Annotated in this window: 11 protein-coding genes; 5 read left to right on the forward strand and 6 right to left on the reverse strand. The window is 63.3% G+C overall.

What is annotated here, in order from left to right; translation table 11 throughout:
* Window positions 1-22: 22 nt before the first annotated feature.
* Genes Har1129_RS02760 through Har1129_RS02770 form a run of 3 tightly spaced genes read right to left on the reverse strand, consistent with a single transcriptional unit; the run spans window position 23 to window position 2,670 of the window.
* Window positions 23-487: a Mut7-C RNAse domain-containing protein gene (locus tag Har1129_RS02760; RefSeq protein ID WP_151099269.1), complete on the reverse strand. Its 465-nt coding sequence runs from the start codon at window positions 485-487 to the stop codon at window positions 23-25.
* Window positions 480-2,216, reverse strand: a complete 1,737-nt coding sequence (gene polX / locus Har1129_RS02765; protein ID WP_151099270.1) for a DNA polymerase/3'-5' exonuclease PolX — start codon at window positions 2,214-2,216, stop codon at window positions 480-482. Before polX ends, Har1129_RS02760 begins: the two co-directional genes overlap by 8 nt.
* Window position 2,217: 1 nt before the next feature.
* Window positions 2,218-2,670 (reverse strand): DUF5788 family protein, encoded by a 453-nt coding sequence (locus Har1129_RS02770; protein WP_151099271.1) that lies wholly within the window; start codon window positions 2,668-2,670, stop codon window positions 2,218-2,220.
* Between the two features lie 224 nt (window positions 2,671-2,894).
* Here Har1129_RS02770 and Har1129_RS02775 point away from each other — a divergent pair, with 224 nt between their 5' ends.
* On the forward strand, window positions 2,895-4,979 hold the full coding sequence (locus Har1129_RS02775) for a caspase family protein (RefSeq protein WP_151099272.1): 2,085 nt from the start codon (window positions 2,895-2,897) through the stop codon (window positions 4,977-4,979).
* Window positions 4,980-5,048: 69 nt separating this feature from the next.
* Here the strand turns inward: Har1129_RS02775 and Har1129_RS21130 are convergent, their stop codons facing one another.
* A complete protein-coding gene (locus tag Har1129_RS21130) occupies window positions 5,049-5,180 on the reverse strand; it encodes a hypothetical protein (RefSeq protein ID WP_255359471.1) in 132 nt (43 codons plus the stop codon).
* Between the two features lie 411 nt (window positions 5,181-5,591).
* Between Har1129_RS21130 and Har1129_RS02780 the strand changes: the two genes are divergently transcribed.
* The 4 genes from Har1129_RS02780 to Har1129_RS02795 all read left to right on the forward strand — a co-directional run bounded on the left by Har1129_RS02780 (window position 5,592) and on the right by Har1129_RS02795 (window position 9,308).
* Window positions 5,592-6,536: a response regulator gene (locus tag Har1129_RS02780; RefSeq protein WP_151099273.1), complete on the forward strand. Its 945-nt coding sequence runs from the start codon at window positions 5,592-5,594 to the stop codon at window positions 6,534-6,536.
* A gap of 138 nt (window positions 6,537-6,674) precedes the next feature.
* Window positions 6,675-7,619 (forward strand): rhomboid family intramembrane serine protease, encoded by a 945-nt coding sequence (locus Har1129_RS02785; protein ID WP_151099274.1) that lies wholly within the window; start codon window positions 6,675-6,677, stop codon window positions 7,617-7,619.
* 2 nt (window positions 7,620-7,621) lie between these two features.
* Window positions 7,622-8,428 (forward strand): endonuclease V, encoded by an 807-nt coding sequence (locus Har1129_RS02790; protein ID WP_191906142.1) that lies wholly within the window; start codon window positions 7,622-7,624, stop codon window positions 8,426-8,428.
* 55 nt (window positions 8,429-8,483) lie between these two features.
* Window positions 8,484-9,308, forward strand: a complete 825-nt coding sequence (locus tag Har1129_RS02795) for an SDR family oxidoreductase (protein ID WP_151099276.1) — start codon at window positions 8,484-8,486, stop codon at window positions 9,306-9,308.
* Between the two features lie 21 nt (window positions 9,309-9,329).
* Here Har1129_RS02795 and Har1129_RS02800 read toward each other — a convergent pair whose 3' ends face one another.
* Together Har1129_RS02800 and Har1129_RS02805 are read right to left on the reverse strand one after the other, a co-directional pair.
* Window positions 9,330-10,412: a TRC40/GET3/ArsA family transport-energizing ATPase gene (locus tag Har1129_RS02800; protein WP_151099277.1), complete on the reverse strand. Its 1,083-nt coding sequence runs from the start codon at window positions 10,410-10,412 to the stop codon at window positions 9,330-9,332.
* Window positions 10,413-10,700: 288 nt separating this feature from the next.
* Window positions 10,701-13,148, reverse strand: coding sequence for an ATP-dependent DNA helicase (locus Har1129_RS02805; RefSeq protein WP_151099278.1), 2,448 nt, complete (start codon window positions 13,146-13,148; stop codon window positions 10,701-10,703).
* Window positions 13,149-13,242 lie beyond the last annotated feature (94 nt).

A 13,242-nucleotide genomic window follows, 5' to 3' on the forward strand; every position in this document is an offset into this window, starting at 1 on the left:
GACGCCCGCTGACTTTCTGTCTCTATAGCCCATCTAGCGTCGCCTCGACTGAGGCCCAGTGGCTCCCTTTCCAGAAGTGCTGGCCGCAGTCGACACAGCGCCAGATCGTCTCGTCGTCCACACTCGGTGCGTACTCCGGCGTGGGGTCCTCCGGGCTGACCTGTTCGACCCGACCGTTGCAGACGCCACAGTGGGCCGGCTCCGGCGCGAGTGCGAGCTCGAAGCCGGCGTCGGCAAGTTCCCGTAACTGGTCCTCGACCGCCCGTTCGCTGAGTAACAGACTGTCGGGTGCGCAGGCAGCGAGGTCGCTATCCCGGGTGATCAGCAGCCGGTTCTCGCGTTCGCTCAGGGCGAGGAGGTCGTCGTCGGCCTCGGCGTCCCGGTCCAGCGCGTACGCCGTATCGTAGCCACACATCCGCAGATAGGTGGCAAGCTTACCGAGCATCGCATCGAGGGCGAGCCGGTCACTGAGAGTGTCGTCAGGCATCAAGGAACTCGCGAAGGCCTTCGGCGTCGCGGGTGTTCAACACGTCGCCCGTCTCGGCCCACCCCCGCCGCGCCGTGTGGACGCCGTAGCGCAGGAGTTCGAAGTTGCCCGGGCTGTGTGCGTCCGTGTTGATGGCGATTGTCGCCCCGGACTCGATGGCCTGCTTGACCGCGCCACCGCCGAGGTCCAGACGGGCGGGGTTGGCGTTGATTTCGAGCGCTGTATCGTTGTCGGCGGCGACCGCTGCGAGACGTTCGATGTCGACGTCCAGACCCTCCCGGCGGTTGAGATAGCGGCCCGTCGGGTGGCCGATGACGTTCACGTCGGGGTGTTCCGCCGCGGCGACGAGGCGGTCGGTGCCGTCCCCGTCCAGTGCGGCGTGGGGCGAAGCGACCACGACATCTAGCTCCGCCAGCAGATCGTCTGCGACCGAGACGCTGCCGTCTGCGGCGATGTTGGCCTCGACGCCGGTGAACACGTCGATATCGGCGTCCGCCGCGACCGACTCGACTGCTGCTATCTGCTCGCGGAGTTCCTCGTCCGGGACGCCGACGCCGCCGACCATCCCCGGTCCGGTCGCGTGGTCCGTGACGGCGAGGTAGTCGTGGCCGAACGCGGCTGCGCCTTCCACCATCTCCGCGATGGTGTTGCGACCGTCCGACCAGTTCGTGTGGATGTGGATGTCGCCGCGGACCTCGCCCTCGGCGATAAGGTCCGGGAGCGACCCGTCGGCGGCGGCCTCGACCTCGCCGCGGTTCTCGCGGAGTTCCGGCGGCACCCACTCCATGCCTAGCGCCTCGTACACTTCGTCCTCGGTTTCGCTGGCCACCAGTTCGCCGGCTCGCTGGCCGTCGTCCTCGACGCCCTCGACATCGAAGACCCCATATTCGTTTACCTTCAGGTCTCGCTCGATAGCGCGGTTGCGGACCGCGACGTTGTGGTCCTTGCTGCCGGTGAAATACTGGAGCGCCGTGCCGAACTCCGACGGGTCGACGATGCGCAAATCGACCCGAACGTCGTCCGCGTAAGCGCTCGCCTTCGTGTCGCCGGATTCGATGACCCGGTCGAGCCCGTCCCAGTCGGCGAACCGCTCGACGACGGCTTCGGGGTCGGTACTCCCGACGAGCACGTCCACGTCGCCGATGGTCGGTCGCCAGCGGCGGATAGAGCCGCCGAGTGCGCACTCGGCCACAGCATCGCCAGCGGCCATGTAGCCCCGAATCCGGTCGCCGTGCGGGCGGGCCTCGCCCAGCAGCGACCGCTCGTGGGCCTCGCGGGCGAAGTCGATGTTATCGAGGATATTCTGTTCCGTTTTCGCACCGAAGCCCGAAACCGCCTGTATCTCGCCGGCTTCGGCAGCCGCCTCCAGCTCGTCGAGGGTAGTGATGCTCAGCGCCTCGTACAGCGAGCCGACGGATTTCGGGCCGATACCCTCGACCGCTGTGAGGGCGTCCATCTCGACGGGGAGCTCCTCGCGGAGTTCGATCAACTCCGCTATCTCGCCAGTTTCGAAGTACTCGACGACCTTCGAGGAAATAGCGTCGCCGACGCCGTCTATCTCACCGACGCTGTCCTCGCCCTCGGCGGCCAGCCCCTCGATTGCACCGGGGAAGTCCCTGATGTTCTCGGCCGCCCGACGGTAGGCCCGGGGCTTGTACTCCACGCCTTTCGCGTCCAGCAGGTCGGCGAACTCTTCGAGCAGCGTCGCGATTTCGTCGTTCCGGCTCATGTTAGTAACTCCGCCCGGCACGACCCGTGCCGGAGTCCGCGTCCTCGTGGCCCAACGCTTTCTGGAGGAACTTCATCCAACGCTTTCTGTCAGCAGTCTCCTGTGCCTGCGCTTCCTGTTCGATGTTCGCTGCACCGAGCTGTTCGAGGGCGTTGAGCGCTCGGTCGATGCCAATAATTGCCGTGGCGAGTTCTTCACCGCGCTCGTAGCCCACTTCGTTGTCCTCGATCCGTTGCTTGCGCTGGAGGCGCTCGCGCCGCAGGTTCTTTTTCGCCTGCTCGACGCGCTCGCGCTCGCCCTGCGGAATCGTCTTCCGGCGCTTGATCTCGAAGACAAACGACTGGAGTTCGATCTCCTCGCCCTGCACGGTGATCTCATCGGGGATGTCCGCACCGACGGTCGCGCTGTCGCGTTCGATGCGCTCCAGCAACTGTTTGCGCTCGAACTCTTTCACTACCGGAGTGTTAGACCGGGGTGCCCTTACCCGCTTCGCCCACAGAGACTGGGTTGCACGGAGCTGCCCGTTTCGCTTCGCCCACGCGTCCCCGTGCAGTCTCTCTCCTTCAGGCAGACTCCGTGATCGGTTCCGACTGAAATAGAAGCGGGTCGGCGATATCTTTTTCATGGTTTCTGTCGTTCTCACTGTACGAGAGTAATACCGCCGCCCTCGGTTATTATATGACTCTAGCTTTCGAACCGCTCGACGACCGACCCGGGCTCGCAGTCATCGACCAAATCGAGCGCCAGCGCTACCGGATACACACGCCGACGCCCATCGCGCTCAACGAGGGGGCGACCGACGTGTTTCAGTACCCAGTCGGGGACGCTGTCCGGATACGGACGCGCGCTATCGAACTCCCGACAGTCGTCATGGTGTACGTCCGTGACGACGACGGGGCGATAGCCGCTGAGGTCGCACAGTTCGAGTCGGAGACGCTGCCGACAGATGACTACGTGCTCGACCCGCTAACGCAGATTAAGACGTATATGCGGGTCGAGAACACCGAGATTGAGGTCACCGTCGACTCGGACCGGACCCGAATCGAGTTCGACGCCCCGACGGACCTGCTCATCGGCGCTCGGTCCCAGCACGACCGGCCGGCGGCCACGGTCACGACGACCGAGCAACCGGCTGACGTGATGGCCGCAGTCGAGACCTTCGGCTCGGCGCTCAAGGCCTACGACCCCGAGCGCTCCTATCCGACGCTCCGTGGTCACCCGCCGGCGATTGAGATCGGGGACAGTTTAGAGATCCCTGCGGATATCGACAGTCCGGACACAGGTGTCACGCTCGAACTCCCGCCCGACCTCGCGTCCGTCTTCGTCGCCGCACCGCTTTCGTACTACCTCGGTGCTTCGCTCGCTCCCGCAGCCACGCCGCGGCTCACGACTGACACAGGATTTACGTACTCGCTCGACACTGCACGGGGCTTCGAGGCCGAGGTCGGACGCACGCTCAAACGCCTGTTCTTCCTCGATTGTGTCACACGCACTGAGGGGTTCCACCAGATCGACTTGCACGAGCGAGCAGCCATCGAGCCCTACGTCGATCTTGACTTCGAGTCGCTGTATCGGCAGTCGCTCGCGGAGCAGGTCGCCACCTATCTACAGGTCCCGTACGACGTTATCGAGGACCACATTCCGAAGTGGCGGCTGACGACGCACATCGACCCGGTGCCGACGAACGCAGAGCAACTGCCGTACGTCGTCGACGACCTCGCTATCGTCCAAACCCACCCACAACAACGGTTGAATCAGGCGACTGTTCCGGCAGAAGCCGAGGCCGAGTTCACTCGTGACGATGTCATCACCCGCGCTGCGACCTCCGACGCTGCTACCAACCCAGCCGACGTGGACTACGTCGAACCGCAGGCCGCGGACTCACTGGAACAAGCATGGATCGGGGACAGTATCCCGATCGGTGCGAGCAAGCTGACCAAAGCGGCGTTCGAACACCGACTTGACCGCGATAGGAACGCCGAAGACATCACGATTCGCGTCGTCCAGAACGACGCTCGTATGGACGAGGAACGGCAGCTCGTCGACGAAGTGTACGGCAGCCGCGACGACCTGCCGTTCGATGTCACGGTCCACGACGACCTGACGACGGCGGAGCTCAGAACCGTCCTCACGACCGACGCCGAGTTCTTCCACTACATCGGCCACACCGAACACGACGGCTTCGTCTGCTCCGACGGCAAGCTTGACGTGACAACAGTCGATTCGGTCGGCGTCGACACGTTCTTGCTGAACGCCTGTAACTCCTACAATCAGGGACTTGCGCTCGTCGAAAACGGCGCTATCGGCGGCATCGTCACGCTCAACGAAATCCTGAACGACGGTGCGGTTCGCATCGGTGAGTCGGTCGCCCGGCTGTTGAACTGTGGCTTCCCGCTTCGAGCGGCGCTAACTATTGCTCGGGGTGAGAGCATTCTGGGTGGGCAGTATATTGTCGTTGGTGATGGTGGTGTGACAGTTGCCCAAGCAGACGGCGGGATCCCAAACGTACTCGAAATAGAAACCGCTGAAACCGGCTACAACGTAGAAATGAATGTACATTCTACAGATAACAAAGGATTAGGAGCGATTATGTTCCCTCATTTTAACGATTGTGAGGAGTATTATATAGTTCCGGGTTCAGTTGACAGATTCACTATCTCTAGAGACGAGCTAGTAGAGTTTCTACATATGCAGCAAGTGCCTGTCAAAGCTAATGGAAGCCTCTACTGGAGCAATTCAATAGACTTGGATAACATTCACTAAGCGTTCGAATTTCCTCGTAGCTCGTAAGTGCTGCAGAAAAGTTCTGAGTTGTCTAAGCTGGTTCTTCGTTTATGGCCCAATGTACGTGCTATTATTAGCTGCTGCAGTCCCCGCCTGAGATAGTAGCATCAGGAGGGTGAACAGTGCGCCGGCCATTTTCGGGTGCTCTGCGAGGTATTCGCGCATGGTAGTATCGGACATGATACGATTTGGATGTTGGGCGATAGATAATTAAATTTATTTGAAGAGTACCTACATATAATATATTGTATTAAGGATAGAATTAAAAGACAAATGCAGAAAACAATACAATCAAAGCCCAAAACGTCTGTTTAGGGCCAAATCACACGTACAGATCGATCGGACAGAAGAACGGTCACAGCGATACCCCCCATCAGTAGCGTTTAGTAGACTGATATGCAATTGATAGCCAAGATCAAGTATTGATGTCTGACTGGGAATCTCCGAATATTCACTCGAAGTATGTGCGTCCTACTGGCTCAGCTCGGCGGTTGGACGTAGAGGGGCCAATGTGTGCGACAATTGTGACCAGCGTGACTGGGTGGCTGGCTGATTTCAATCTCTGTGCTAGCAACAGTACCGGGAAAGAAGATGACCTCTGAGGAACAGTGGCAGCTCAGAGAGAAGGTAGTGGAGCTCTCCAGCGGGGCTATCAGCGGAAGCCGCCGCGCGGCAACGCAACACACGCCGCTGCTCCGGACCGAGTCAGCGGAGCGACGCGACGAAATGCGGACAGAGGTCCCGATTCCGCTGGCGAAAGTCGAGCAATCCCAGCAGTGTACCGTGTTGCACGTCGACGACGACCCACAGGTGGGTGAACTGGTCGAGTTGTATCTCGAACGCATCAACGACGACTTCGACGTCGTGACGAAGACCAGCGCCGTCGCCGCACTTGACTTCCTCCGGACCGAGCAGGTCGACTGTATCGTCAGCGATTACGACATGCCAAACACCGATGGGCTGGAACTGCTGGAGCTCGTCCGCGAACAGTATCAGAACATCCCGTTCATCTTGTTCACTGGCAAGGGCAGCGAGGAGATCGCGAGCGAGGCAATTGCGTCGGGCGTTACCGACTATATGCAGAAGGGGGGCAAGTCAGACACGTACGATGTCCTCGCCAACCGAATCGAGAACGCCGTCGAGCAACACCGCACTGAACAGCGGTTCTGGAACGCCCTCTCGTGGTATCAGCGGCTCGTCGAACAGGAGCTCGCGGGCGTCTGTATCATTCAGGACGGGACGTTCGTCTACGTGAACCAGAAGCTGGCGGACATTTTCGGCTATGACCAGAGCGAACTCATCGACGAATCACCGACCATCCTCACTCCAGCGGGCGACGAAAGCCGGTTCCCCGATTTACTCAGAACGGCAGAATCAGACGATCTTGAGACGTTCCATTCGGAATTTGCGGGGCAACAGGCCGACGGTGAAACGCGGATAATCGAGGTGTCCGGCGGGGAAATCGAGTACGACGGCGAGCCAGCGTGGATCGGTGTGCTCCGAGACGCCGAAAGCCATCCCGATATTGGCGAGTGAATCGCTGTCTGGCTGCTGTGCGCCGCTCACTGGTTTGTATAGCTCTGACAGAGTGTTTCTCGGTCTTGTGACAGTCGTCCAGTGTCCGGCCCACTGTAAGCACAATCCCTTTCCACCGCCCACTCCTACCGTAGCACAATGTCGGAGTGCGATGCCTGTGGAAAGCAGGAGAACATGCCGTACCAGTGTGGGCACTGTGGCGGGACCTACTGTGCGGAACACAGACTGCCCGAGGCCCACGATTGCCCCGGACTGGACAACTGGAGCGATCCGGGCGGCGTGTTCGACAGCGGGTTCGACGAGAGCGTAAACACCAGCCAGACCTCTGGGGGCGGCGGCGTCGCCGACCGGTTCGGTATCGACACTGGGCCCGGCGGGCCGCTGGCGTACTTCCGGGGGAACGTCACGTACCTGTTCCTAGCGATCATGGGGATCGTGTTCATTCTCGAACACATCGTTATCCTTTCTCTCGGTCGCGAAGCGTTCCAGACGTTGTTCGTACTCCATCCGAACAACCCAGAATACGTCTGGACATGGGTCACGTCGGTGTTCTCACACGCCCCCTTCGGGTTCTATCACATCTTCGGAAACGGGATTATCATCTACTTCTTCGGCCGACTCGTCGAGCAACAGATCGGGTCGAAGAAGTTCGCGATCTTCTTCCTCGTCTCGGGGGCGCTGGCGGGGCTCGGACAGATCGCGATTCAGACGGTGCAGGGTACCTCCGCCGGCGTTCTCGGAGCCAGCGGCGCGGCACTGGCGATCATGGCGTTCCTGACCGTCCTGAAACCTGATCTCCGCGTGTATCTGTACTTCCTGATCCCGGTCCCGATATGGGCGATTACCGGCTTTTACTTCCTGTTGAGCGTCTTCGGCTCACTCAATCCGATGGGGGCCGGCCTGCTCGGCGGCAACATTGCCCACCTCGCCCACCTTATCGGCCTCGTTATCGGACTCTGGTACGGCCAGAAGATCAAGGGCCAGACCCGGATGCCCGGCCAGATACAGTTCGGCGGGGGCGGCGGCCCCGGCGGACCGGGCGGTCCCGGCGGTCCCGGCGGTCCGGGTCGCCGTCGGCCGTGACGATGCACCCAGTTCGTCCCGAGTTCGTCCCCGACCCATCGCTCTCGCAGGCTGAGATGGAGGAGTTGCAACGCGACATCGCCGATGTCGCACGGTTCGAAGACGACCTGAAATTTTCGCCCCGGACCATCACGTGCGCCGGAGATGTCCCTGACGGCGATCAGACGACGCTGGATGCTGGCGACGATACAGTGGACACGCCACTCGTCGCCGGCGTCGATCAGGCGTTTGTCGACGACAAGGCTGTCTCGGCTATCGTCGTACTACGGAACGGCGAAGTCATAGAGCGAGTCAGCGCTGTCGAACGAACCGAGATTCCGTACATTCCCGGTCTGCTGTCGTTCCGCGAGGGCGGCGCGATTCTGGCCGCGTTCGCCGAACTGGACCACGACCCCGACGTGGTGCTGGTCGACGGCAGCGGCCGCATCCACTTCCGGGAAGCCGGGCTGGCGACACACATCGGCGTCACGCTGGACGTGCCGGCCGTCGGCGTCGCCAAGAGCCTCCTCTGTGGCACGCCGGCGCAGTCGCTTGAGGAAACGTACCCGGAAGGCACGCGGATTCCGATTGCAGCCGACGACAGCGTTGAGACGTGCCCGAACGGGACGGGCATCGGCCATGCACTCCAGACCCGGCAGTACGACTCGCCGAACCGGTACATCAATCCGCTCATCGTCAGCCCCGGCCACCGCGTCAGCGCGAGCACGGCAGCGGATCTCGTCGAAGCCACCGCCGACGGCTACAAGCTCCCCGAGCCGACCCGGCTGGCTGACAACTACGCCGACGAGGCGAAGGCGACTGTCACGTAGCTCGTTCGGATAACCGACAGTATAACTTCCCGGGGTGTGTTCTCCCGGCCAACACATGGCGAAGACGGTGCTGATTACGGGGGCGTCCTCGGGTATCGGGCGGGCGAGTGCCGAGGCGTTCCTTGCCGACGACTGGACTGTCTGGGCGACCGCCCGCGAGGAATCGGACATCGAAGACCTCGAAGAAGCGGGCTGTGAGACCGCCGAACTCGACGTGACGAACCCGCGCGAATGCGAGCGGGTCGTGGAAGCGCTCGTCGATTCCGAAGGGCGACTCGACTGTCTGGTGAACAACGCCGGCTACCCGCAGTTCGGCGCAGTCGAAGACGTGTCGACGGCAGCGCTGCACGAGCAGTTCGACGTGAACCTCTATGGCCCGCATCGACTCATCCGCGAAGCGCTCCCGCATATGCGGGCTCGCGAGAACGGGACTATCGTCAACGTCTCCAGCGTCGCCGGCCGCATCGCCTTCCCGAATCAGGGCGGCTACGCAGCCTCGAAGTTCGCGCTGGAGGGACTCAGCGACGCGCTTCGGATGGAGGTCGAGGAGTTCGGCATCGACGTGGTGCTCGTCGAACCCGGCCCAGTCGAGACGAACTTCGACAGCCGCGCCGACGAAGAACTCGACAACCTCGACAAGTCCGGCGCGTACGACTGGCTGTATCAGGCCCACGAGGATTCGAGTCTGGTCGGCATTCAGGACGCGCTGTCGGTCACGCCCGGGACGGTCGCGCTGACGATCCGTGACGCCGCCAACGCCAGCAACCCCGAGCCGCGGTATCCCGTCGGTCAGGGCGCACAACTGTTGCTCATGCTCGACTACCTGCCGGCCCAGTGGCGCGACGCGGCGTTCGGCGTCATCCGGAAGCTGACGAGCTAACCAAGCCGCCCACTGCTCCCGTTAGTCCAGACAGGCCGCGACGACCGACAGCAGTCGCTCACCGCGCACTTCCTCGGCGAACAGCGGCACGCGGCGCACGTCGTGGCCGCGGAACATGTCCTGTGACCGGGCCAGCGCGTCTTGCTGGACCTGCCAGCGCCGGGCGCAGAACTCACAGTCGGCGTGGTTTGGGCCGGCGATGTCCACGTCCTCGCCGAGCACCTCGCTCGGGTCCTGCATCACGCGGTTGACGACGACGGTGCTGACGGGAATGTTGAACTCGCCGAGCTGGGCGAGCAGTCGCTCGGACTCGACGACTGAGAGTTCTTCGGGTACCATCACGATTCGGAAATCCGTCTTTTGTGGGTCCTGTAGAATCCCCCGGAGGTGCTCGATCCGGTCCGAAAGCTCCTGCAGGTCCTCGATGCCAGCCTCGGCGTCGACGTTTTGGTCGTCGCCGAACATACCGGTGAGGTTGTCCATCATCCCCGAGAACCGCTCGCGGAGCTGGAGGATCTTCCCGACCATCGAATCCATCGTCTCAGGGAGTTCCAGCAGCCGGAGGGTGTGGCCGGTCGGCGCGGTGTCGATGACGACGCGGTCGAAGCGGTCGTCGTCGACGTAATCCAGTAGAAGGCGGAGCGCCGCAGCCTCGTCGGCTCCGGGCATCGACCCGCCGAGCAGTCCTTCCTCGCCGCCGATGGGGTCCTCTGCGCCCGCTGCGGCACCTGCTCCGCCCCCGCCGAACATCCCGTCGCCGCCGAGCAGTTCGCCCACGCCGCCCAGCGCGTCCTCCTCGACGCCGAGCGGCCCATCACCGACGGCGGCCTCCGGGTCGATTTCCGCGGCGTACAGCGGAATGTCCTCGCGGATGCGCGTCGGCGTCGCCGGGATGTCCGCCTCAAGTGTATCTGACAGGGAGTGAGCGGGATCAGTGGAGACAACGAGTGTCGCCGTGTCGTCGCGCGCGGAGGCCAGCGCCGTGGCCGCGGCACACGTCGTCTTGCCGACGCCGCCTTTCCCGCCGTAGAGGACGTACTCCGCCGCGTCGATTCCCGCGGGTGCGTCGATGTCATCGACCGCTTCGACGTCGAGTTTGCTCATGCCAGAAGCTACGCTTGTCCGGCCTTGAGTACTTCCCGAAAAGGAGTTGTCCTACTGTCTCGAGGACCGTGCTTCACGGACGTCCGCACCGTCCCGGAGTTTGTCCTCACAGTTTGGACAGACCCGGGGGCCATGGCCTTCGACGGCTTCTGGTGTAAAAACCCGTACGTACTGCTCGGTTACGAATTCACCGCAGTTCTGACACTCGGGCATCTATAGGTACACTCGTTCCACGATGTATATGCCTTCCGCTGTCAACGAAATCTTCCGGTTAATCAACAGGCGGCGCTACTGGTGGTCGGCCCAGAACGAATCGAGCTGGCTCGCGAGGAAATTGGGTGTCATACGGGTGAACTCCTCGCGTTCGCCGGCGGGCAGGTACGGAGACACCGAATGCCGTGCGTCCGGCGTGTACCGACGGCCGACCAGCGCTCGCACCCCGACTTCGTCGACGCCGCGGATGACGCGACCGATGGCCTGACGCGCGCGCCGCACAGCCGGAACTGTCAGGGCGTACTCGAAGGCGTTGTCCTCGCCGAAGGCGTCGCCGTAGGCCCGCTGGACGCCCCGAACGCGGGGCGACCCGATGTTCACCAGCGGAATACCGACGACCGCACAGGTGGACAGCTTTTCGCCGTCGTAGTCGACCCCCTCGGTCAGCGTCCCGCGCGTCGACGTGACAATGACCTTCCCGTCGCCGCTGAAGAACTCGCGTTTCAGCCGTTCGGTCTCCTCGTTGCTCGATGATTCGTCGACGAGAACCGGCTTTTCGACGGCGTCCTGCAGGTACGCGCCAGCCCAGCGCGCTTCCCGGTAGTTCGGCATCGCCACCATGACGTTGCCCGGTGAGCGGGCCAGTGCGCGCAGCGCCTGTGCGTACTCGTCGCGCGTCGGATTCCAGTTGTCACCGAGCGGTCGCATCGTCTCGGGGTCGCCGCGGTTGCGTGCGGTAAACGGCGTCGCGTCGACGAGGTACGAGGCGCGGTTCTCAGGCGGAAACGGCAGGTCGTAGGTCGTCGTGCGGACCGGTCGCCCGTCGCCGGACCCCTCATCGGGGGCCGTTGACCCCGTCTCGGCTATCGAGTCCAGTCCCGAGACGCGGGTAAACACATCCAGCGGCTCCAGAGTCGCACTCATCAGGATGCCGCCTCCGAGGTCGTCGAAGACGTTGCGAAGGGCCGTCCCGGGCATGCAGTTGTAACACACCAGTCCCGGCGTGTAGACAGCCTGATAGTCGGCGTCGAGGCTTTCCCCGTGATTCGGCGAGTGCTCCAGTTCGATCTCCCGGAGGAACGTCGCGTGGTCGCGCTCCCACCACTGTCCGGCCAGCACGCCGACGGCGGCACACACCGGCTGGCGGGTCAGGCCGAGCTGGTCGATCGCGTCCTCGACAGCCGCGCCGACCTGCGACAGCGACCGCCAGAGTGAGCCGTCGTACCCCTTCCGCTCGGCCCATTCGGTCAGCTCGTCCTGCTCGACCGTGTCGGGGTCCCGAAGCGGGATTTCGCGGTCGTGCTCGGGGAGGACTGCCGGGTCCGCGCGCCATCCCTCGTGTTCGGCGTCGAGGAACGACTCGATGCGGTCGTCGAGCCACCGGACGAGGTCGTCGTAGAACTTCCGAGCCTGATCGACCGCGTCTAGCGGGACTTCTCGGGCGGACAGCACCTCACGCACCTGCGCCTTGTGGTCGGCGCTCTGCTGGGCGCGCTGGATGAGCGTTGTACAGTCGTTTCGCGCTTGCACGATGGTCTGGCGGCCAAGGCGGTCTGACAGGAGGTCCCGGACACGCTCTTCGAGTCGGTGGGCCTCGTCCACGATGACGAGCGTCTGGTCGTCGAGCACGTCCGACAGCAGCGGGCGGGAGCCGGGGTCGAACAGGTGGTTGTAGTTCCCGACGATGACGTCGGCCTCGGAGAGCATCACGCTCATTACCCGATGAGGACAAGTCCCGCGCTCCGTCGCCGCCGGGAGGTAGTCATCCATCGTCACTACGTGCTCCTCTCCGGCTGAGAAGTCAACGGGCGAGCCTTTGTTGCGGGCGTACCAGTCCGCCTCGAACGGACAGTACAGCGGCGGGTCCGATCCCTCGGCCATCGCCTCCGGGGCCGTCGGCTGGGTCCGCCGGTACGGGGAGGCCGCACCCGCGGTCGAAAGCGTGTCCTCACCCAGCGTCGCCTGCTCGGCGGCGTCGGGGCGCGCGGCCGCGGCGAGGTCCTGTCCCTTCCGCGGGTCCCACCACTGGTCGTCGTCGGCTTCACCGGCGATTGCGGCGTCCGCGACGGCTGCGCCGTCCGAGCGCCCGTCGTCCTCGACTAACCGCGCCGTCGCCTCCCTGAGGTCCTCACAGCGGTCGTGCGTGCCCACGTCGTCCGGGAACTGCCCCTCGCGACCGTACGGGCAGAGGTCGCGCTTGCCGACCAGCGAGATGCCCTCGAAGGGCTCCGCTATGCCGGCGTTGAGCGCCCGCAGGTCGTCGACGAACTGCTGGAGTTGCTGTTTGACCGGCGTGACGACGACCATCCGCTCGTACAGGTCCGTATCGCGGACCAGCGTCGCGCCGGCGGTGAGCGCGGCCATCGTCTTGCCGGTCCCACAGGGCCCTTCCATCGCGAGAAAGCCGCGCGCCTTGCCTGCCTCGATAGCTCGTTCAACGGCATCGGCCTGATTCTCGTATGGCTCGTCGAAGCCGAAATACGTGCGCCAAGACTCCGTGCCCGTCGAGGCGGGGTCTGCCATTGAGCCGGGATTAGTCGTCCCGGTATTTGAACCGCGGGGTTCTACCCCGTGGCAGTCGCTTCAGCCAGAGACGAACGGAAAAACGGGCTGTGAC

The sequence above is a fragment of the Haloarcula sp. CBA1129 genome, from assembly GCF_008729015.1.
Classification (GTDB): domain Archaea; phylum Halobacteriota; class Halobacteria; order Halobacteriales; family Haloarculaceae; genus Haloarcula.